We start from the raw sequence: 20,602 nt of genomic DNA, 5'->3' as shown, positions 1-20,602 counted from the left end.
CTTAAATCATACTCTTTAAGGCCGCCTTGATTAGCTGCTCGCTGCTAATCCCCGGCGTTAAATACTGTTTTACCGCTTTCGCGGCCTGTGCCTGACTATACCCCAAGGTCAGCAAAGCGCCAATCGCATCCTGCTCGGCTGTGGCTGGCGGCGCGAAAATGGCTTCATCATCACTGAGCAGTAGCTTATCGGTTACCGGCGTTTGAGGTGTCACACCCCAATCTTTTAGGCGGTCGCGCATTTCAATCACCAGCCGCTCAGCCGTCTTTTTACCGACCCCAGGAAGCTTAATTAAGGTGCTGATATCGTCAAACTGCACACAACGCACAAAATGTTGCGCGGTCATGCCGGATAAAATAGTCAGCGCCAGCTTGGGGCCGACGCCATTGGCTTTAATCAACTGGCGAAATAAACTGCGCTCGGTCGGATTGCTAAAACCATAGAGTAGCTGCGCATCTTCACGCACCACAAAGTGGGTATAGAGGATAGCGGTTTTGCCCACTTCCGGTAATTCATAAAAGCTGGTCAGTGGCAGCTGCACTTCATAACCCACACCACCAACATCAATAAGCAGATCCGGGGGTTGTTTTTCCAGAATAGTGCCTTGTAAACGACCAATCATCAGCTTTCCTTATTTACGTAAACGACCGCGTACCGTTTTACTGGCCTGCCCGGCCAGACTGACCAGACTCTGCTGGGTATGACCATGACACAGCGCTACTGCCAGTGCATCAGCAGCATCAGCTTGCGGGTTGGCTGGCAGCTTCAACAGATAGCGCACCATATGCTGTACCTGCGCTTTATCGGCCGCGCCAGTACCAACCACCGCCTGTTTCACCTGACGGGCAGAATACTCAAACACCGACAGCCCGGCATGGCAGGCGGCGACGATAGCCGCCCCCCGAGCCTGCCCCAGCTTTAACGCCGAGTCGGCATTACGCGCCATAAAGACCTGCTCAATCGCAAAGACGGTGGGCTGAGTTTGGGCGATAATTTCGCTTACGCCATTAAAAATGCGGATCAACCGCTCCGGCAGCTCATCGGTACCGGTACGGATACAGCCGCTGGCGACATAACTAAAGTTACCGCCAAGCTGCTTAATCACGCCATAACCGGTCAGCCGGCTGCCGGGGTCGATACCCAGAATAATGGCCAAGCTTACTCCAGAGTTGCCATAATGTCGTCGCTAATGTCGGCATTATGGTAAACGTTTTGCACATCGTCAGAGTCTTCCAGCGCGTCGAGCATTTTAATAAACCTGGCCGCGGTATCGGCATCAAGTTCAGCGCGGGTATCCGGTAACAGGGTGATTTCTGCTGATTCGGCAGTAAAACCGGCCGCCGCTAACGCATCTTTGACGGCACTGAAGGCGTCCGGGCTGGTCAGCACTTCCTGACTGCCATCATCATGGCTTTGCACATCATCGGCACCGGCATCCAACGCTAATTCCAGCAGCTGGTCTTCATCAATGCCCGGCGCAAACAACAACACGCCCTTGCGTTGAAACATATAGGCGACTGAACCGCTGGTGCCGAGGTTACCGCCGTATTTGCTAAAGGCATGCCGCACATCAGCTACAGTGCGCTTATTATTGTCGGTCATGGTTTCAACGATAACCGCGACCCCACCCGGCCCATAGCCTTCGTAGACCAGCTCTTCGTATTGCTCACCGTCCTGCATCCCGGCACCGCGCTTAATGGCGCGCTCAATGGTATCGCGGGTCATATTTTCACTTAAGGCTTTGTCGACAGCCAAACGTAAGCGTGGATTAGCCGCAACATCGGGGCTGATGCGGGCTGCGGTGGTCAGCTCGCGGATCATCTTGGTCCAGATTTTGTTTTTCTTCGCATCCTGGCGGGCCTTACGATGCTTCATATTGGCCCATTTACTGTGTCCAGCCATCGCTGCTCCTGTGCTTGTAAAAACTGCGGGGTAAAGACGCAGTGGGCAAGGCCCACTGCACAAGCTTAGCGGTTGTTTCGCTGCTTAAACTCAGGCTTTGACCGCCACCTGAATACCCAGTTCAGCTAATTGAGCTGGATTAGCGGCACCCGGTGCATCCGTGAGCGGACAGGCTGCAGTAGCGGTTTTCGGGAACGCCATCACATCACGGATTGAGGTCGCGCCAGTCATCAACATCACCAGGCGATCCAGGCCAAAGGCCAAACCGGCATGCGGCGGCGCGCCGTATTTTAACGCTTCGAGCAGGAAACCAAATTTCTCGGCCGCTTCTTCATCGCTGATGCCTAATAAGGTAAAGACCTTGGCCTGCACTTCAGCGGTGTGGATCCGCACTGAGCCACCACCTAATTCAGTGCCGTTTAACACCATGTCGTAGGCATTGGATAACAGCTCACCGAGCTTGAGCTCGTTATTCGGGGTATTCAGGAAATGCGCCGTGTCCAGTGGTGAGGTAAACGGATGGTGCACTGCCGAGTAGCTGCCATCATCGTTTTCTTCAAACATTGGGAAGTCTACCACCCACAGCGGCTTCCAGCCTGGTACCGTCAGTTTTAAGTCTTCGCCCAGCTTTAAGCGCAGTGCGCCCATGGCCTCGCAGACAACTTTGTAGCTATCGGCACCAAAGAAAATTAAATCGCCATTCGCCGCGCCGGTACGGGCCAGAATTTCGGTAATGATCCCGGCGCTTAAGAACTTGGCTACCGGTGACTGGATACCTTCAGCGCCTGCTGCCAGATCGTTAACTTTCAACCAGGCTAAACCCTTGGCGCCATAGATGCCAACAAAGCTGGTGTAGTTGTCGATATCTTTGCGGGAGATTTTCTCGGCGGCGCCGGGGACCTTTAATGCCACGACGCGACCTTTTGGATCATTGGCCGGGCCGGAGAAGACTTTAAATTCGACGTCTTTTAATAAGTCAGCCACATCGACAAACTGCATCGGGTTCCGTAAATCCGGCTTGTCGGAACCGTATAAGCGCATCGCTTCCCAATACGGCATGCGTGGGAAATCGCCTAAATCAACATTCAGCAGGCTCTGGAACATCTCACGTACCATCTGCTCGGTCACCGCCATCACTTCCGGCGCCGTCATAAAGGAGGTTTCGATATCGATCTGGGTAAACTCCGGCTGGCGATCGGCCCGTAAGTCTTCATCACGGAAGCATTTCACGATCTGGTAGTAGCGATCCAGACCTGACATCATCAACAGCTGCTTAAACAGCTGTGGTGATTGTGGCAACGCAAAGAACTGGCCTTTGTGGGTGCGGCTGGGTACCAGATAATCGCGCGCGCCCTCTGGTGTAGCCTTGGTTAGGATCGGCGTTTCGACATCTAAAAAGCCCTGGCTGTCCATAAAATTGCGCACAAAGCTGGTGACCTTAGCGCGGAATTTCAGCCGGTCGCTCATCAGCGGCCGGCGTAAATCCAGGTAGCGGTATTTCAGGCGCTGCTCTTCGCTGTTTTCATGGTTAAAGTCCAGTGGCAGTGGCGCGGCCTTATTCAGAATGGTCAGCTCACTGGCATAAACTTCTACCGCGCCGGTGGCCATCTCCTGATTTACCTGGGATGCCGGGCGCGCCCGCACCTGACCTTTTATCTGAATGCAGTATTCATTACGCACGGTATAGGCAACATCGAACAAATCTTTTAAATCCGGGTCACATACCACCTGCACCAGACCTTCACGGTCACGCAAGTCAATAAAAATCAGACCGCCCAGATCCCGCCGCCGGTTGACCCAACCACTTAAGGTGACGTCTTGCCCAACTTCTGTTGCCGTTAACTTACCGCAATAATGGCTACGCATTAACCTTTCCTTTCATTCAAGCTGAAGTGCTGTATTCAATGGGCGCTAATTATAGCGAAATGCGCTTTAATGTCACTGCCCGCTTTGGAAAAGCAGTTAAAGCTTGTTGCGAGGGCGTGTTGACGATTAACTGCAGAAAAGTGCCCGCCTTTGCGTTAAAATGCCGGCCATATCGTGCCCTTATTGAGAAATTAAGATGCAAAAAGATCAGGTGTATGCCGATCCGCTGGCCCATATTGCCGATTTTCGCTTTGACGCGGCCGTGGCCGAAGTATTCCCGGATATGATTCAGCGTTCAGTACCCGGCTATCAGACCATTATTCAGACCATTGGTAAGCTAACCGCCCGCTTTCAACAGCCTGACAGTCATTACTATGATCTCGGTTGCTCGCTGGGTGCCGGTACGCTGGCGATGCGCCGCAATATTAGTGCCGCTAATAGCAGGATCATTGGTGTCGATAACAGTGCGGCGATGGTCGAGCGGTGTCAGCTGCACTTACAGGCATTTCGCTCTGAGGTGCCGGTGGAGATCCTGCTGGCCGATATCCGTGATGTGGCGATTGAACATGCTGCCGTGGTCGTGGTGAACTTTACACTGCAGTTTTTAGCGCCTGAGGATCGTAGTGCGCTGATTAATAAAATTTATCAGGGCTTAAAACCAGGTGGCCTGCTGCTCCTGTCCGAGAAATTTATTAACGACGATAGCCTGACCAATGAGCTACTGATTGACTTGCACCACGACTTTAAACGTGCCAATGGCTACAGCGAGCTGGAAATCAGCCAAAAGCGTACCGCGCTGGAAAATGTGATGCGCCCGGATAGCCTGCAAACCCATCGCAGCAGATTGCAGCAAGCGGGTTTTAACAAGCAAACACTGTGGTTTCAGTGTTTTAATTTCTGCTCGATGCTGGCGATTAAGGATTAAGCATGCTGGATTTTTCTCCCTTTTATGCCGCCCTGGCGCAAAACCAGTTAAGCGCCTGGCTGGAAACCTTACCGGCCCAACTGGCCAACTGGCGCAAAGAAGCGCTACATGGTGACTTTGCCAGCTGGCAAAAGGTGTTGCAGCATTTGCCCGTAACCAGGCCCTCGGTCGTTGAGCTACAGCAGGAGGTGAAATTCGGTACCGGCGCTGATATCAGCGCCGGCGAAGCCGAACGCATTCGCTATTTATTACAACAATTAAAACCCTGGCGCAAAGGCCCCTTCTCCATTCACGGCATTGACATTGATACCGAGTGGCGCTCGGATTGGAAATGGCAGCGCGTATTGCCGCATATCAGTAATTTAGCTAACCGCACTGTGCTCGATGTCGGCTGTGGCAGCGGCTATCACTTATGGCGGATGCGCGGTGCCGGCGCCCGTTTTGTGGTCGGTATCGACCCGTCGCAACTGTTTTATGCGCAGTTTCAGGCCATTAAACACTTTAATCCGGATCCGGCGGTGAATTTAATCCCGATTGGAATCGACGAGATGCCCGTCTTAAAGCAGTTCGATACGGTATTCTCGATGGGGGTGTTATACCATCGCCGCTCACCGCTGGATTTTTTACAGCAATTAAAGCAACAACTGCGGCCGGGTGGCGAGCTGGTGTTGGAGACCTTAGTCGTCGAAGGCAACGAGCAAACAGTGTTAGTGCCGGGTGAGCGCTATGCCAAAATGCGTAATGTCTGGTTTATACCCAGTACCGCCGCCTTATGCCACTGGCTAACCCGACTTGGCTTTAAGGATGTACGGGTGGTTGATTTAAATACTACCAGCCTGGAGGAGCAGCGCGCCACAGCCTGGATGGAAAATGAAAGTCTGATTGATTTTCTCGATCCGAATGATCATAGTAAGACCATTGAAGGTTATCCGGCGCCATTACGGGCCGTGGTGCTGGCCCGGGTGTAACGGCGCAGCCCCTAGCAGGAGCACAGTATTCTATGCCATTTCGACCAAAGTCCACCCTAGAGCAATGGCGTATTTTACAGGCAGTCGTAGACGCCGGCGGCTATGCCCAGGCCGCCGAGTTACTGAACAAAAGCCAATCGTCACTCAATCATGCGGTGGCCAAATTGCAATCGCAGCTTGGGGTGGAATTATTGGAAGTCATTGGCCGCAAAGCCCAGCTCACAGCAGCCGGTGAAGTGATGTTGCGCCGCTCCCGTATTCTGACCCAGCAAATTGAAGACTTAGAGTTGTTGGCCGATAACCTGGACAAGGGCTGGGAGCCGGAGATCCGCATCGCGACGGAATTGGCCTATCCGAAACAGTTTTTATATCAGGCGCTACAGGCCTTTTATCCGCTGAGTCGCGGCAGCCGGGTGCAGATTATTGATACCGTACTGACCGGCACCAGTGAAATTATTACCCAGAAAAAAGCGGACCTGGTAATTACCGGCGTGGTGCCCAAAGGTTATCTCAGTGAACCGCTGTATGTGACCCGCTTTATTCCGGTAGTGGGGAGCCAGCATCCGTTAGCCGCTATCGAGAGCCTGGATCAGAATGAACTGAGTCAGCAGCTGCAGATCGTGATCCGGGATACGGCGATTAAACCGCAGGAGCATATGGGCTGGTTAAAGGCAGAGCAACGCTGGACAGTAGATAACTTTTACGAAGCCGTCGAGATCTTGCAACTGGGCCTGGGCTTTTGTTGGCTACCCGACTTTGTGGCGCAGCCACAGCTCGATACTGGTCAACTCTGCCGCTTACCGCTTAAACAAAGTACCGAGCGGCTGGTACCCATGAGCCTGTTGGCACCACAAGAAGAAACACTGGGGCCTGGCAGCCGGCAATTGCGCCAACTGTTACTGGCCGCACATCAAAAATAATCAGGAGACATTATGCAATCACAGGAACTGAGTACACTGATGCAGCAATCTGCAGCAGATGCCGTAGGTTATGCTGCCGAGCAGCACCAACTGACACTAGATTACAGTCTGGATAGCCTGCACCAAGTCGACCAGCTGTTATCCCGCTTGCATCAGGATCAACAGAGTAAACCCCATTCCAGTGAGCTGCTGTTTACCCTCTGTAATATTATTGGTGCCTATATTGGTGAAGTCTTTATCCGCCACGTTGGCGGCCAGTGGCAAAATAATACGGCGGATGAAAGTGCACCCTATATGGCAGTGGGTTTTAGCGACAAGGAATTTCCTTTTGCATCAGTGTGTTACCATAAAATTGTGAACCATGACAGTATCAGCTTGCAGGACTATCTGCGTCAGGCACGTGAGAATGCTACACAGTAAGGCTTTTGTCGGCGCCGTTAAAAAGGTAAAATAGCGCCCTCTTTAGCCAACCCCCAAGCCATTCGAGGAAAGCCGTGAGCGAGCAGAAAACATCTTTAAGCTATAAAGACGCCGGAGTAGACATAGACGCAGGTAATGCGCTGGTTGATCGGATCAAAGGCGCGGTTAAGCGCACCACCCGTCCGGAAGTCATTGGTGGCCTCGGTGGTTTTGGCGCGCTGTGCCAGATCCCTGCCGGTTATAAAGAGCCGGTGCTGGTGTCAGGTACCGACGGTGTCGGCACTAAGTTACGCTTGGCGATGGATTTAAAACGCCATGATGGCGTAGGCATCGATCTGGTTGCGATGTGCGTGAACGATCTGGTAGTTCAGGGTGCCGAACCGCTGTTTTTCCTCGATTATTACGCCACCGGTAAATTAGATGTCGATACGGCGTCGCGCGTGGTAGCCGGTATTGCGGAAGGCTGTGTCCAGTCAGGCTGTGCACTGGTTGGCGGTGAAACCGCTGAAATGCCAGGCATGTATCATGGTGATGACTATGATATCGCCGGTTTCTGCGTCGGCGTGGTCGAAAAAGCCGATATTATCGATGGCACTAAAGTCCAACCCGGCGATCAACTGATTGCCTTAGCGTCTTCTGGCCCACACTCTAATGGCTTTTCACTGATCCGCAAGGTACTGGAAGTGTCAGGTCAATCCCCTGACACGTTATTGGCAGGCAAGTCTCTGGCTGATCATCTGCTGGAACCAACCCGCATTTATGTGAAGAATTTGCTGGCGCTGTTTAAAACCACACCGGTACATGCTTTGTGTCATATCACTGGCGGTGGCTTCTGGGAAAATATTCCACGGGTGTTACCAGCCGATACCAAGGCCGTGATTAATGGCAAGAGCTGGCAGTGGCCGGCGATTTTTGACTGGCTGCAACAGCAGGGCAATATCAGTCGCCATGAAATGTACCGCACCTTTAACTGCGGTGTTGGGATGATAGTGGTAGTACCAGCTGCACAACTCGATAATGCCCTGTCACAATTACAACAAGCTGGTGAAACTGCCTGGCACCTCGGTGAAATCCAGGCTGCGGCGGCTGACGAGCAACTGGTTATTATCAACGAGTAACGAGGCAGCATGAAATCTATCGTCGTGCTGATTTCCGGCAGTGGCAGCAATTTGCAAGCCCTGCTGGATAGCTGTGCTGCGGGCTTTATCCCCGGTAAGATTACCGGGGTGATCTCGAACAAGGCAAACGCCTTTGGCTTAAAGCGGGCTGAAGCCGCCGGTATCAGTACCGCAGTGCTTAGTCATAAAGGTTTCGACAGCCGGGAAGCCTATGATCAGGCACTGATTGCTGCGATTGAGCAATTTAAGCCTGATTTAATTGTGCTGGCTGGCTTTATGCGCATCCTGACTGCAGAATTTGTGCAGCACTTTTCCGGTAAATTATTGAACATTCACCCTTCTTTGCTACCTAAGTATCAGGGATTGGCTACCCACCAGCGGGCAATTGACGCCGGTGATACCGAACATGGTTGCAGCGTACATTTTGTTACCGAGCAACTGGACGGTGGTCCGGTAATTTTACAGGCCAAGGTACCGATTTTCCCGGGGGACGATGCTTCAATCGTAGCAGAGCGGGTTCATGCGCAGGAACATCAGATTTATCCGCTGGTGGTGCGCTGGTTCTGTCAGGACCGTTTACAACAACGGGCAAATGAGGCATGGTTAGACGGTAACGTACTTCCAGCACAAGGTTATGCCCAGGATGAGGATGATGTCGAGGTGGCGCCATAGCGCTGCCGTATTAATTACCACCTGTTTACTCAGCGCTGCAGCTCAGGCTGCAGCCCCTGTCACGGTCGAGGCGCCAGCCTTCAGCACCTTTAACGCCGAATATTTAATTTACCGAGCCGGTAAAAACCATGGTAAAGCCCGTCGCTATCTGCACGATAAAGGCCAGCATTATGAAATGGGCTACAGCAGTGATATCAGCTGGCTGGTGTTTAGTGATAAACGCAGTGAATTATCAGAGTTTAAGGTAGAACAAGGGCAGATCCGGCCTGTACACTACCTGATGAAACGCAGCGGCACCGGCAGCAACCGGCATTATGAATGGCGGCTGGACTGGCAACAGCAGCAGGTGTTGACAGGCAAAAGAGCCACCCTGAAACAGATCCCATGGCAGGATAACTGGTTAGATCCACTTAGTTACCATCAACAACTGGTAACGGATCTGAAAGCAGGTAAAACGGAGTTCAGTTATCAGGTGCTGAACCGGGATGGTAATAGCCGCACCTACCATTACCGGGTGGAACTGGAAGAGCCACTGGCCCTGCCCTATGGCAACCTGCGCGCGATCCGGATCGCCCGGGTAGAAGAAAACAGCGATAAGCAGGTGCTGGCCTGGGTAGCACCGGAGCTGGATTATATGCTGGTACGTCTATGGCGCGGTGAAGATAATGTCGAGCAATTTGATGTGCAGCTCCACAAATTAGAGTGGCTACAGCGTTTAGCGCCCGAGCGGCTCACCGAAACGGAATAACTGCGCCTCCCCCGGCTGCATCTTATGCCACTGCTCGTTGTTAGTCAGCGGCTCTGTGGCAATAATGGTAACCACATCCTTGGGTGTGGTTTCCCGGCTAAAATCAATATCCACATCAACATCAGACAAGCGCGCCACACCAAAGGGCGCGCGGCGGGTGATCCAATGCAGCTTAGTGGTGCAAAATGCCAGCACATACTCGCCATCCGTTAGCAGCATATTAAACACTCCCAGCTGTTGCAGGCGCGGTAACAGCCGGGCGATAAAGCGCATCGCCGCTTTAGGGCCAGGACTGCGGTTCGGATAGCGTTTCACCAGCTCACTCAGCAGATAGCAAAACGCCCGTTCACTGTCGGTAGTCCCTACCGGCTGAAAGCGCTCGACTGCTAACTGGCGGAAATCCTTTAGCTGGCCATTATGGGCATAGGTCCAATAACGGCCCCACAGCTCGCGGGTAAAAGGGTGAGTATTTTCAAGGCCAACGCGGCCGCTGTTAGCTTGCCGCACATGGGCCACCACGGCCGTACTTTTGATTGGATAGTCGGAGACCAGGCGGGCGATTTCTGACTGATAGCTGGGCAAGGCATCCTTAAAGGTACACACGCCCTTACCTTCGTAGAACGCTACGCCCCAACCGTCTTTATGCGGCCCAGTGCGGCCACCACGTTCCTTTAAGCCTTTAAAGCTAAAGCAAATATCCGTTGGCACATTAGCTGACATGCCTAATAATTCACACAACTGCCCGTCTCCGCATCTGAAAACTCCGGAAAAACCCCACTGTTTAGCGGTACATTTCACATCTGATTGCTATGCTAAAACGTAACTAACAGTGTCTGCAACTTTTGTTGACAGCTGCAACGCCAGTGCATCAACACGAATTGCTTGCAACTTGGCTTAAAGCATTCTAAGCTAAAGCTTTAGTGGTCAGACCTCTTATCACAGGAGTTTACAATGAGTGTGTTTCTGCTTTGTGTTGCCCTGCTGGTGGCGACGGGCGTTCTCGCCTATCACCGCGCCAGCCTGACATTATTTACCGCCGTGCTCGGCGCTATCCTACTACTGGGTACCTTTAGTGGCGTCGCAGGCTTTTTTGCCTGGCTGGTCTTTTTAGCCATTGCCTTACCCCTGAACATTGCGTCAGTGCGTCAACAGCACCTGACCAAACCGCTGTTAAAGCTGTATCGCAAAATTATGCCGGAAATGTCCAGCACCGAAAAAGAAGCCATTGACGCCGGTACCACCTGGTGGGAAGGCGATCTGTTCCGTGGCAATCCGGATTGGCACAAGATGCACAACTACCCGCAGCCGCGTTTAAGCGCTGAAGAGCAGGCCTTTTTAGACGGCCCGGTAGAAGAAGTGCTGGCAATGATGGATGACTGGCATGCCACCCACGAGCGGGCGGATCTGGCACCGGAAGTGTATCAGTACCTGAAAGACAAAGGCTTCTTTGCCATGATCATCAAGAAAGAATATGGTGGTCTGGAATTTTCTGCCTTTGCCCAGTCTTGCGTGCTGCAAAAACTGACCAGTAAGAGCATGATGTTATCCAGCATCGTCGGCGTGCCAAACTCCTTAGGCCCGGGCGAGCTGTTGCAGCATTATGGTACTGATGAGCAAAAAGCCTACTATTTACCGCGTCTGGCCAAGGGTATCGATGTGCCCTGCTTCGCCCTGACCAGCCCGGAGGCCGGCTCTGACGCCGGTGCCATTCCGGATTTTGGTGTGGTATGTAAAGGTCAGTGGAATGGTGAGGAAATCCTCGGCATGCGCCTGACCTGGAATAAGCGCTATATCACGCTGGCGCCGATCGCCACTGTACTGGGCCTGGCGTTTAAGCTGCAAGATCCGGACAAACTGCTGGGCGATAAAGAAGATCTGGGCATTACCTGTGCGCTGATCCCTGCTAATACCCCTGGTGTTAAAATTGGCCGCCGTCACTTCCCGCTGAATGTGCCATTCCAGAACGGTCCAACTCAGGGTACTGAGGTCTTTGTGCCACTGGATTATATTATCGGTGGTCCGAAGATGGCTGGCCAGGGCTGGCGGATGCTGGTGGAATGTTTATCAGTGGGCCGGGCTATTACGCTGCCATCGAACAGTACTGGTGGTATCAAGGCTGTGGCGCTGGCGACCGGTGCCTATGCCCGTATTCGTCGTCAGTTCAAATTACCTGTTGGTAAGATGGAAGGCGTAGAAGAAGTGATGGCGCGGATTGGCGGTTATGCCTACATGGCCGATGCGTCAACGGCAATGTCAGTGAGTTCGATTGACCTGGGCGAAAAGCCGTCGGTGATCTCTGCTATTACCAAATACCATATGACCGAACGCATGCGTCAGGCTATTATTGACGCGATGGACGTGCATGGTGGTAAGGGGATCTGTATGGGCCCGAACAACTACCTGGCCCGCGGTTATCAGGGTGCACCGGTAGCCATTACCGTAGAGGGTGCCAATATCCTGACCCGGAATATGATTATTTACGGTCAGGGCGCGATCCGTTGCCATCCTTTTGTACTGGCTGAATTGCAGGCAGCCCAACTGACGGACGAAGGCGCAGCGGTCACGGCTTTTGACAAGGCACTGTTTGGCCATATCGGCTTTGCAATCAGTAATTTCTTCCGCACCTTCTGGTTATCGTTAACCGGCGGCGCCTTCAGTCACGCCCCTTACAACGATGATACCGCCCGCTACTACAAGCAAATGAACCGCTTTAGCGCAGCACTGGCACTGATGTCTGATGTGGCCATGGGCACCCTGGGTGGTGATTTAAAACGTCGTGAACGCATTTCAGCGCGCCTGGGTGATATTCTGAGTATGCTGTATATCACCTCGTCCGTGTTAAAACGTTATCAGGACGAAGGCCGTCAGGTGCAGGATTTACCGCTGGTGCAGTGGGCCTGTGAAGATAACCTGTTCCGTGCGCAGCTGGCGTTAACAGAGCTGTTCGATAACTTCCCGAACCGCGTTGTCGGTGTGGTATTAAAGCGTATCGTATTCCCGTTTGGCCGTACCTTGCGTAAGCCATCAGATCAACTGGATCATCAGGTAGCACGGATTATGATGACGCCATGTGAAGCGCGTAACCGCTTAGGTAAGCACCTGTATCTGAAAGTAGAGCCACTAAATCAGTTAGGCCGCGTGGAGCAGGCGCTGCTGGATGTGTTGGCCGCTGAGCCTCTGTTCGATAAAGTCAGCAAAGCCTCAGGCAAACGTCTGCCGTTCTTCCGCCTGCATGAAGTGGCGGATGAAGGTCTGAAACTGGGCGTGATTAACCAACAAGAAGCTCAGGTACTGCGCACAGCTGAAGAAAGCCGTTTATTTGTGATTAATGTTGATGATTTTGAGCCAGAGTATCTGGCTGCGGATAAATCATTAAAACAGCAGGCTAATGGCGCCGAGGCGCTAAATGCCGCCGAGAAAAAAACAAAGGCGGCTTAATAACAGCCAAGTCAGAAAAATTAACAGGCCGGTTATCGCAACCGGCCTTTTTTATTAACAAGCAATAAAGACTTCTAAACGTCCAAATAAAGCTGGTCAAGTATCAAGTTTTAGGTTTTACTGACAGCGCATAACTTGAGGAGAACATGATGTTTAAAGTCAATCAGTATTTTGATGGTAAGGTGGCGTCTATCGCATTTCAGGGCGAGCAACTGCCTGCCACCGTTGGCGTGATGGCACCGGGGAATTATGAGTTTGGCACCAGCCAGCACGAAGTGATGACGGTAATCAGCGGCGAGTTGACCGTAAAGCTGCCGGGTAGTGACAGCTGGCAAACCTATTCGCGCGGCCAGGCCTTTCAGGTGCCTGCTAATAGCAAGTTTCAGTTGCAAGTCGCCCGTGATACCGCTTACCTTTGCACCTATCAGTAAGCCAGCCGAACGAGTGAACTATGCGTGGCATGCGCAGCGCAGCCAAACAGCCTGAACCACAAAAACGTAGCTATGCCATGTCATTAGGCCAGAGTGTACAAACCCTCTGGCCTTATTTAATGGCATTTAAAGGCCGGGTGTTGCTGGCGTTGCTTTGTCTGATTGCCGCTAAAGCAGCAACCCTGCTGGTGCCTTTTGCATTAAAAGAAATTGTCGACGCGCTGGACTCCGGCCGCCAGGCACTGTTAGTGCTGCCACTGGCGCTGCTCCTGCTGTACGGTGGTCTGCGTTTTGCCACAGTGTTTTTCGGTGAGCTACGCGATGCCCTGTTCGGCCGGGTCACCGAACATGCAATGCGGCAACTGGGTTTAAAGGTATTTCAGCATTTACACCAACTGGAACTCAGCTTCCATCTGGATCGGCAAACCGGTGGCATTAGCCGCGATATCGAACGCGGTACCAATGGCCTCAGTTTTCTGATGCGCTTTTTAATGTTTAATATAGTACCGACCCTGCTGGAGATCCTGGCGGTGGCGGTCATTTTCAGCCTGTTGTTCTCTCCGCTGTATGCGTTGATTACCGTGGTCGCGGTTGCGCTCTATATTTTCTTTACCGTCTATGTCACGGAGTGGCGCAATAAGTTTATCCGCGAAGCCAATCAGGCCGATAACACTACCAATAGTCGCGCCGTCGACAGCCTGCTGAACTATGAAACGGTTAAATACTTTAATAATGAACAGTATGAAGCCAAAATTTATGATGGCTTTTTAGCCAGCTGGGAGCAGGCGCGGTTAAAGAACCGTCTTAGTTTACTGCTATTAAACTCGGGGCAGGCACTACTTATTGCGCTGGCAGTCACTGCTTTGATGTATCTGGCGGCCCGCGATGTGGTCAACGCGCAGCTGAGTTTAGGTGAGTTGGTGATGTTAAATGCCTATTTAATTCAGTTGTTTTTGCCGCTGAACTTTTTGGGGTTTGTCTATCGCGAGATCCGCAGGGCTCTGACCGATTTGGAAAATATGCTCGGACTGCTTACCCGCAAGCCAGCGATCGTCGATGCGCCAGATGCCCGGCCCTGGCAGCTGCAGGCAGCGGCAATCAGCTTTCAGCAGGTCAGTTTTCGCTATCAGGCAGAGCGGCCGATTTTACAACAACTGAGTTTTCAGGTACCAAGTGGCAGTAAGGTCGCAATCGTTGGCGCCTCTGGTGCCGGTAAAAGTACCATTGCCCGCCTGTTGTACCGTTTTTATGAGCTGGAGAGCGGGCAAATTCTGGTCGATGGCCAGGATATCCGACAGCTGACTCTGGACTCACTGCGCCGGGCTATTGCGATAGTTCCGCAGGATACGGTGCTGTTTAATAGCAGCATTCGCGAAAACATTGCCTATGCCAACCCAGATGCCAGTGCCGCCGAGATCGAACGCGCCATTGACCTGGCGCACCTGCGGGAATTTATTAACAGCTTACCGCAAGGCGATCAGACGCAGGTTGGTGAACGCGGTTTAAAAGTATCCGGGGGGGAGAAGCAACGTATTGCGATTGCCCGAGCCATCCTGAAAGGCTCGCCGATCCTGATCTTTGATGAGGCCACCTCGTCACTGGACTCACAATCAGAGCAAGCGATCCTCAGTGCGATGCGCGAAGTGGCGAAACAACATACCAGTTTAGTGATTGCGCACCGCTTATCTACCGTAACCGATGCCGACCAAATTCTGGTGTTACAGCATGGTCAGTTGATTGAGCAAGGGAATCATCAACAGCTGCTGGCCGCTAACGGCAGTTACGCCAGAATGTGGCGCCAGCAGGCTGAACAGCAGTCGGAATAGTTAGCCTGACCGGCAGCTCGGCGGCGGCGATTGCACAATTTTTGTGCGCCAGATCAACTGTAGGCCAACTGCAGTCTGCTACAGTTAAGGCGGGTAGCACAGCAAACAGGAGCCGCAGATGCCATTTCAAGAGCTAAAACGCCGCTTACTTAGCCGTAAATTAGAACTGGAACGTCAGGTCGCTGCAATTGAACGTGATTTTGCCATGGGCCGCAGCGCTGATTTTAGTGAACAGGCCCAGGAGCGTGAAAACGAGGAAGTCCTCAATGCGCTGGAACAAAAGGATCGGTTAGAGCTGCAGCAAATTGAACGCGCCCTGGCGCGTATCGAACAGGGTACCTATGATCAGTGTGCCCGTTGTGGTGACAATATCAACGTAGAACGCCTGAATATTATCCCCTTTACTGAGCGTTGTATTAAATGCGCTAAATAGCGCTGTCTTAGCGCTACCCTAGCGTTGCAACGCGCTGTTATCACACCGTCCACACACACCAGCCGGCCGCACTATCGCGGCCGGCTGTTTTACTGTTCAGCTCTGCTGCTGCGCTTTGACTCTGAATACCAGGGCGTACAATACCGGTACCGCAATCAGTGTCAGGATGGTCGCAAAAGCCAGGCCGGCCATTATGGTCACCGCCATACTATTAAAGAACGCATCCCACAACAGCGGTAACATCCCCAGAATAGTCGTGAGCGCAGCCAGGATTACCGGCCGGATCCGGCTGGTACTGGCTTCGATAATGGCTTGCAGCTTGTCAGTTTTTTGCGCGCTTTGCAGATCAATTTCATCAACCAGCACAATGGCATTTTTCATCAGCATACCCGATAAACTGAGGAACCCCAGCAGCGCGGTAAAACCAAAGGGGAAGCCGGATGCCAGCAGGCCTGCCGCCACGCCGCAGATCGACATCGGCACAATCAGCCAAATCACCAGCGTTTGCTTCAGCGAGCCAAACAGCAGAATACTGATCACCAGCATCACGATAAAGCTCAGCGGTAACTGCGCCGCCAACGACTGCTGCGCCTCAGCTGAGCTTTCATACTCACCGCCCCAACTAAGCTGATAGCCGCTGGGTAATGGCAGAGCCTCGACCTTTGCTTTAATACGCTTTAACGCCTGGTCAGCGGTATAACCCAGTGCCGGCTCCGCTTCGACGGTCAAGGTTCTTAAACGGTCACGGCGCTGAATTTTTGCCTCTTCGGTTTGCGTTTGCAGCCCATTAATCACCTGCGTGATCGGAATATAGGTATTGTCGCTGGAACTCCAGATCATCCGATCATGCAGGCGGTCGATATCAAAGCGCTCCGAGGCCGGCGGCCTGACCACGATCGGGATCTGCTTATCATGTTCACGGAAGACACCGCTGCGCACCCCGGTGCTGGCAAACTCCAGGGTTTGCGCCAAATCAGTACGGTTAATGCCCGCGACCCGTGCCCGCTCCTCGTTAAAATCCGGAACGATCACCAGCTCACGCTGCCGCCAGTTTTGCCGTAAATCGGTAATACTGGCATCCTGGCGCATCAGCTCAGTAATTTGCTGCCCCAACTGGCGCAAAATACGCTCATCCGGCCCTGATACCCTGGCCTGCAGCTTGGCACCACTGCCCGGACCGAACATCAGTTGCTGGGTGTAGATTTCAGCCTGCGGTAAGCGCGGCGGCAGTTCAGTGCGCAGCCGCTGCATCAGCGGTGGGATCTGATCGCGGTGTGCGGTACGGATAATCAACTGGCCATAGGCTGCATTCGGTTGCTCCGGTGCATAGGTCAGCATAAAGCGACTGGCGCCCGAACCAATAAAGCTACTGACCGATTCCACCTCAGGCTGCGCCATGACAAAGCGTTCAATCTCTGCCAGATCGCGTGAGGTCGCCCGGATATCCGAACCTTGCGGCAAAAAGTAATTCAGATAAAAGATGGGGGTGTTAGAGGCCGGGAAGAACACCTGCTTAACCTGACCAAAACCGATCACACTAACCAGGGTTAACAGTGCCAGACCACCCAGGGTTAGCGCCCGCTGGCGTAGTGCCAGGCGCAATAAGCCAGCATAACGCTGGTAGAACTGACCTGCATAAGGGTCCTGACTGGCACTGTCAGCGCTGACTTTAAACAGGTAATGCGCCAGTAACGGCGTGACACTGATGGCCAGCACCCAGCTGAGCAGCAGCGAAATAGCAATCACCGCGAATAACGAGAATAAGAATTCACCGGTGCTGTCCGGCGACAGGCCGATACCGGCAAAGGCCATGATACCGATCACCGTCGCTCCCAATAACGGGATCTGGGTCCGACTGGCTGCTTCGCCGGCAGCCTGGCGTGAACTCTGGCCGCGCTGCATATTAATCAGCATGGTTTCGGCGACAACAATCGCATTGTCAACCAGCATCCCCATCGCAATGATCAGGGCACCAAGCGAAATCCGCTCCATCTCGATATGGGCTAGCTTCATAAAAAATACCGTGCCCAATACCGTCAGCAACAGGGTACCGCCAACGACCAAGCCAACACGCCAACCCATGGTCAGACATAGCACCGCTATCACGATCACTACGGACAGCACCAGATTGACGATAAAGTCGTTAATGGCGTTATCGACTACCAGATGTTGCTGATAAATCGGATGTAGGGTAACCCCTAATGGGATCCGCTCTGCAAGACTGGCCAGATGCCGGTCGACCGCTTTGCCGACATCGACAATATTGGCGTCCGTCAGACCGGAAATAGCCAGCGTAAATGCCGGCTGGCCATTGAAGCGGATCAACTGTGTCGGCACCTCTACCTCGCCACGGCTTACCGTAGCGACATCAAAGATACTCAGTTGTTCAGTAGAACCAGGTTTGCCGATACGCAGATTCTCAATGGCACTGATGGAGTCTAAGCCCGGCTTGCTGATCAGCCGTACCCTTTTATCGCCGACCTGCACCGAACCTGCGGCCGCTACGGCATTCTCGGTTTGCAAGGTATTGACCACCAGCTGCAGCGGCAAGCCGATGCCCAGTAAGCGTTCCTGCGAAATTTCAACGCTGATTTGCTCTTCCGGCTCACCGGCTGTTTGCACCTTAGCGACGCCGTTAACCGTTAACATTTCGCGGCGTAAAAAGGTGGCCAGCTCACGGATTTCGCGATCCGAAAAGCCATCGGCGGTTACCGCATAAAAGATACCGAATACATCACCAAAGTCGTCATTGACGATCGGTTTCATCACCCCAGCGGGTAAGCGCATACTGGCGTCATTTACCTTGCGTCTGAGCTCATCCCAAATTTGCGGCATCTGACTGCCATCGTATTTATCCTGAATTTGTACCCGGATTTCCGATTTACCGGGCATCGACTTGGAGGTAATACGTTTTAACTGCGATAACTGCTGAATGCCGGATTCCAGCAGCTCTGTCACTTCTTCCTCCACCTCTACCGCCGTCGCCCCGGGGTAGTAGGTCATAATCACCGCTTCTTTCAGCGTAAAGGCCGGATCTTCCAACCGGCCAATACTGACCAGCGCCCATAAACCGCCTAAAAAACACAGCATAATCAATAACCAGGTATTGATTTGCTTTTCTATTGCATAACTGGCAATCCGCATCAGGCCGCTCCTTAATAGGCTACAAAGGGCTGAACTTGCTGCTCAGGTTGCAGCTGATAGATCCCGGCTGATACCACCTGCTCGCCACGGCTTAAACCACTGATAATCTCTACCTGCTGCTCACGAATACTGCCCACCTGCACCGGCACCCGCTGCACGCTTTGCGTCTGGGCCTGATAGCGCCAGACATAGAATTGGTCCGGTGTGGCGGTATCCAGCGCCGATACCGGGATCAGTACCGCACTGTTCGCCGCCACTTTTTCTGTGACGACGTTGACTGTCATACCCGGCAGTAAATTCACATCCGGCAAACGTGGCATAGCAAAGGACACCTGATAAGTCTGGGTCAGCGGATCAACCTCGGTTGCATGCTCACGGTAGGCCAGTGGATAGCGCTCAGTGGCAGACTCTGACAAGCGCACCGAAACCAGATAATCACTGGTATCCCGCACCTGGCGCATAATCTGCTCCGGCACATTGATATGTACCCGCAGCTCGGTAATATTTTGCACTCTTAATAACGGTGTGCCTGCAGCTACTGTCGCAAAACGCTCGACAATACGCCGGGTCACCAGCGCATCGAAAGGTGCTTTCAGTTGGGTATAGTCCAAATTACGTCGGGCATTTTCCAGCGCGACCCGGGCAATCTCAAAATTGGTTTGTAACTGATCAAAAGCAGACGGTGTTAAAATCCCCTGCTCACGCAACGGCTTGCCCCGCTCTAAATCACGGCTGGCCTGCGCCAACTGCACTTCGGCTTGTTCCACTGCTAACCGGTAATCTGCCGGGTCCAGCGCGGCCAGCAATTCCCCTGCCGGAACCACCTGACCTTGCTGCACGGGTAGCTCTGTTACTCTGCCGCCAACCTGAAACGCCAGATCCACTGTACTTACGGCATCAATACGCCCGACAAAATGCCGGCTACTGGCCTGATCTTCGCCATTAACGGTATAAAGTTTCACCGTTGGCACCGCCACTGTTGCCTGCTGTGGTGCGTCCGAGCAGGCACTTAGCCCGACGACTAAACTGGCAATCCACCATGATGATTTCAGTGTCAATTTCATGCTTGCAGCTCCCGTGCCTGTTGCACTAATAATTGTTCCAAATCGATTCGCTCCTGCTCAGTGAAGGGCGAAATCTGCAATAAATCGTGAAAAACTAGGGCTTCGCTGGCTAAAAACAATAACAAGGCCTGAGGTGATTGCTGATGCTCGGCCTGCACCTGCTGCAGCATCGCAATATTGTGCTGCTGTACCGGTTTAAGTAAGGCTGGTTGCTCAGCCGCAGCGGCCAAAATGGCCATAGCAGTATTGCCGGCAATTTGCCGGGTAAAGGATGCGCGAGTTTGCAGCAACGCAGCCAGCGTCGATTGCTCCAGTTGCGTCTGTTGCTCGCGCCGGCAATCGGCCTCATCCAGTAGATGCTGCACCATAGCGCTGATCAGTGCTTCCTTGCTTGGAAAGTGATAGATCAAGCCCCCCTTACTGACGCCTGCCGCTTTGGCAACAGCGTCCAGAGTAACTTTGCCGGCGCCCTTGTCTGCTGCAACGCTAAGCGCGGCTTGAATAATCTGGCTGACGGTGATCTGGGCCTTTTTGCTCAATATGTTACTCCTGTGTTCCGCCGGGCTGGGATTACGGCCTGGCAGGTCACAAAAAACCGACTGGTTGGTACAGTAAATTATTATAGAATAACTGGCTTAAACTGCAATAAGCCGGCTGAAAAATGACTATATTTTAGTTATTCTCGCTATAGGCTTGGGAAAGCAATAAATTAAAATCAATAAAAACA

General features: G+C 52.8%; 19 protein-coding genes. 11 read left to right on the top strand and 8 right to left on the bottom strand.

The window, feature by feature from the left end; all coding sequences use genetic code 11:
- Nucleotide 1: 1 nt before the first annotated feature.
- The 4 genes from ruvA to aspS form a co-directional block, all read right to left on the bottom strand.
- Complete coding sequence (gene ruvA, locus AJE_RS15745) at nucleotides 2-622, bottom strand: Holliday junction branch migration protein RuvA (RefSeq protein WP_008951679.1); 621 nt, start codon at nucleotides 620-622, stop codon at nucleotides 2-4.
- 9 nt (nucleotides 623-631) lie between these two features.
- Nucleotides 632-1,156, bottom strand: a complete 525-nt coding sequence (gene ruvC / locus AJE_RS15740; protein ID WP_008951678.1) for a crossover junction endodeoxyribonuclease RuvC — start codon at nucleotides 1,154-1,156, stop codon at nucleotides 632-634.
- A gap of 2 nt (nucleotides 1,157-1,158) precedes the next feature.
- Nucleotides 1,159-1,902 (bottom strand): YebC/PmpR family DNA-binding transcriptional regulator, encoded by a 744-nt coding sequence (locus tag AJE_RS15735; protein WP_008951677.1) that lies wholly within the window; start codon nucleotides 1,900-1,902, stop codon nucleotides 1,159-1,161.
- A gap of 90 nt (nucleotides 1,903-1,992) precedes the next feature.
- Nucleotides 1,993-3,768 carry an aspartate--tRNA ligase gene (aspS, locus tag AJE_RS15730; protein ID WP_008951676.1) on the bottom strand — a complete coding sequence of 592 codons (1,776 nt, stop codon included), beginning with the start codon at nucleotides 3,766-3,768 and terminating at the stop codon, nucleotides 1,993-1,995.
- A 196-nt stretch (nucleotides 3,769-3,964) separates the two neighbouring features.
- Here aspS and cmoA point away from each other — a divergent pair, with 196 nt between their 5' ends.
- The 7 genes from cmoA (at nucleotide 3,965) to AJE_RS15695 (ending at nucleotide 9,539) form a co-directional block, all read left to right on the top strand.
- Nucleotides 3,965-4,693 carry a carboxy-S-adenosyl-L-methionine synthase CmoA gene (gene cmoA, locus AJE_RS15725; RefSeq protein WP_008951675.1) on the top strand — a complete coding sequence of 243 codons (729 nt, stop codon included), beginning with the start codon at nucleotides 3,965-3,967 and terminating at the stop codon, nucleotides 4,691-4,693.
- A 2-nt stretch (nucleotides 4,694-4,695) separates the two neighbouring features.
- On the top strand, nucleotides 4,696-5,661 hold the full coding sequence (cmoB, locus tag AJE_RS15720) for a tRNA 5-methoxyuridine(34)/uridine 5-oxyacetic acid(34) synthase CmoB (protein WP_008951674.1): 966 nt from the start codon (nucleotides 4,696-4,698) through the stop codon (nucleotides 5,659-5,661).
- Between the two features lie 32 nt (nucleotides 5,662-5,693).
- Complete coding sequence (locus AJE_RS15715; protein WP_008951673.1) at nucleotides 5,694-6,581, top strand: LysR family transcriptional regulator; 888 nt, start codon at nucleotides 5,694-5,696, stop codon at nucleotides 6,579-6,581.
- Between the two features lie 12 nt (nucleotides 6,582-6,593).
- A complete protein-coding gene (locus AJE_RS15710; RefSeq protein WP_008951672.1) occupies nucleotides 6,594-7,001 on the top strand; it encodes a DUF6278 family protein in 408 nt (135 codons plus the stop codon).
- A 74-nt stretch (nucleotides 7,002-7,075) separates the two neighbouring features.
- Entirely contained in the window at nucleotides 7,076-8,119 is a 1,044-nt protein-coding gene (gene purM / locus AJE_RS15705) for a phosphoribosylformylglycinamidine cyclo-ligase (protein WP_008607887.1), read from the top strand.
- 9 nt (nucleotides 8,120-8,128) lie between these two features.
- Nucleotides 8,129-8,791, top strand: a complete 663-nt coding sequence (purN, locus tag AJE_RS15700) for a phosphoribosylglycinamide formyltransferase (RefSeq protein WP_008951671.1) — start codon at nucleotides 8,129-8,131, stop codon at nucleotides 8,789-8,791.
- Nucleotides 8,772-9,539 carry a DUF3108 domain-containing protein gene (locus AJE_RS15695; protein ID WP_008951670.1) on the top strand — a complete coding sequence of 256 codons (768 nt, stop codon included), beginning with the start codon at nucleotides 8,772-8,774 and terminating at the stop codon, nucleotides 9,537-9,539. Before purN ends, AJE_RS15695 begins: the two co-directional genes overlap by 20 nt.
- Here AJE_RS15695 and AJE_RS15690 read toward each other — a convergent pair.
- On the bottom strand, nucleotides 9,507-10,277 hold the full coding sequence (locus AJE_RS15690) for a class II glutamine amidotransferase (protein WP_008607883.1): 771 nt from the start codon (nucleotides 10,275-10,277) through the stop codon (nucleotides 9,507-9,509). The two genes, AJE_RS15695 and AJE_RS15690, sit on opposite strands and share 33 nt — an antisense overlap.
- Nucleotides 10,278-10,490: 213 nt before the next feature.
- Between AJE_RS15690 and fadE the strand changes: the two genes are divergently transcribed.
- From fadE to AJE_RS15670, 4 genes are all read left to right on the top strand, one after another.
- Complete coding sequence (gene fadE / locus AJE_RS15685; protein ID WP_008951669.1) at nucleotides 10,491-12,977, top strand: acyl-CoA dehydrogenase FadE; 2,487 nt, start codon at nucleotides 10,491-10,493, stop codon at nucleotides 12,975-12,977.
- 149 nt (nucleotides 12,978-13,126) lie between these two features.
- Nucleotides 13,127-13,408: a pyrimidine/purine nucleoside phosphorylase gene (gene ppnP / locus AJE_RS15680; RefSeq protein WP_008951668.1), complete on the top strand. Its 282-nt coding sequence runs from the start codon at nucleotides 13,127-13,129 to the stop codon at nucleotides 13,406-13,408.
- A gap of 20 nt (nucleotides 13,409-13,428) precedes the next feature.
- A complete protein-coding gene (locus AJE_RS15675) occupies nucleotides 13,429-15,234 on the top strand; it encodes an ABCB family ABC transporter ATP-binding protein/permease (protein WP_008951667.1) in 1,806 nt (601 codons plus the stop codon).
- Nucleotides 15,235-15,352: 118 nt separating this feature from the next.
- Entirely contained in the window at nucleotides 15,353-15,667 is a 315-nt protein-coding gene (locus AJE_RS15670) for a TraR/DksA family transcriptional regulator (RefSeq protein ID WP_008607872.1), read from the top strand.
- 96 nt (nucleotides 15,668-15,763) lie between these two features.
- On the opposite strand, the gene AJE_RS15665 is transcribed toward AJE_RS15670, so the two are convergent.
- From AJE_RS15665 to AJE_RS15655, 3 genes are read right to left on the bottom strand one after another with little or no spacing between them, the layout of a single operon-like run.
- Nucleotides 15,764-18,811: an efflux RND transporter permease subunit gene (locus AJE_RS15665; RefSeq protein WP_008951666.1), complete on the bottom strand. Its 3,048-nt coding sequence runs from the start codon at nucleotides 18,809-18,811 to the stop codon at nucleotides 15,764-15,766.
- Nucleotides 18,812-18,822: 11 nt separating this feature from the next.
- Complete coding sequence (locus AJE_RS15660) at nucleotides 18,823-19,875, bottom strand: efflux RND transporter periplasmic adaptor subunit (protein ID WP_008607870.1); 1,053 nt, start codon at nucleotides 19,873-19,875, stop codon at nucleotides 18,823-18,825.
- Nucleotides 19,872-20,414, bottom strand: coding sequence for a TetR/AcrR family transcriptional regulator (locus tag AJE_RS15655; RefSeq protein WP_008951665.1), 543 nt, complete (start codon nucleotides 20,412-20,414; stop codon nucleotides 19,872-19,874). Before AJE_RS15655 ends, AJE_RS15660 begins: the two co-directional genes overlap by 4 nt.
- Nucleotides 20,415-20,602 lie beyond the last annotated feature (188 nt).

The sequence above is a fragment of the Alishewanella jeotgali KCTC 22429 genome (assembly GCF_000245735.1).
Classification (GTDB): Bacteria; Pseudomonadota; Gammaproteobacteria; order Enterobacterales; family Alteromonadaceae; genus Alishewanella; species Alishewanella jeotgali.
The sequence above is the reverse complement of the archived record's forward strand: the minus strand, read 5'-3'. Positions and strand labels throughout refer to the sequence as shown.

Coding starts and splice junctions, on each gene's coding strand:
- ruvA (WP_008951679.1), bottom strand. CDS start 622: ATGATTGGTCGTTTACAAGGCACTATTCTGGAAAAACAACCCCCGGAT.
- AJE_RS15735 (WP_008951677.1), bottom strand. CDS start 1,902: ATGGCTGGACACAGTAAATGGGCCAATATGAAGCATCGTAAGGCCCGC.
- aspS (WP_008951676.1), bottom strand. CDS start 3,768: ATGCGTAGCCATTATTGCGGTAAGTTAACGGCAACAGAAGTTGGGCAA.
- cmoA (WP_008951675.1), top strand. CDS start 3,965: ATGCAAAAAGATCAGGTGTATGCCGATCCGCTGGCCCATATTGCCGAT.
- cmoB (WP_008951674.1), top strand. CDS start 4,696: ATGCTGGATTTTTCTCCCTTTTATGCCGCCCTGGCGCAAAACCAGTTA.
- AJE_RS15715 (WP_008951673.1), top strand. CDS start 5,694: ATGCCATTTCGACCAAAGTCCACCCTAGAGCAATGGCGTATTTTACAG.
- AJE_RS15710 (WP_008951672.1), top strand. CDS start 6,594: ATGCAATCACAGGAACTGAGTACACTGATGCAGCAATCTGCAGCAGAT.
- purN (WP_008951671.1), top strand. CDS start 8,129: ATGAAATCTATCGTCGTGCTGATTTCCGGCAGTGGCAGCAATTTGCAA.
- AJE_RS15695 (WP_008951670.1), top strand. CDS start 8,772: ATGTCGAGGTGGCGCCATAGCGCTGCCGTATTAATTACCACCTGTTTA.
- fadE (WP_008951669.1), top strand. CDS start 10,491: ATGAGTGTGTTTCTGCTTTGTGTTGCCCTGCTGGTGGCGACGGGCGTT.
- ppnP (WP_008951668.1), top strand. CDS start 13,127: ATGTTTAAAGTCAATCAGTATTTTGATGGTAAGGTGGCGTCTATCGCA.
- AJE_RS15675 (WP_008951667.1), top strand. CDS start 13,429: ATGCGTGGCATGCGCAGCGCAGCCAAACAGCCTGAACCACAAAAACGT.
- AJE_RS15670 (WP_008607872.1), top strand. CDS start 15,353: ATGCCATTTCAAGAGCTAAAACGCCGCTTACTTAGCCGTAAATTAGAA.
- AJE_RS15665 (WP_008951666.1), bottom strand. CDS start 18,811: ATGCGGATTGCCAGTTATGCAATAGAAAAGCAAATCAATACCTGGTTA.
- AJE_RS15660 (WP_008607870.1), bottom strand. CDS start 19,875: ATGAAATTGACACTGAAATCATCATGGTGGATTGCCAGTTTAGTCGTC.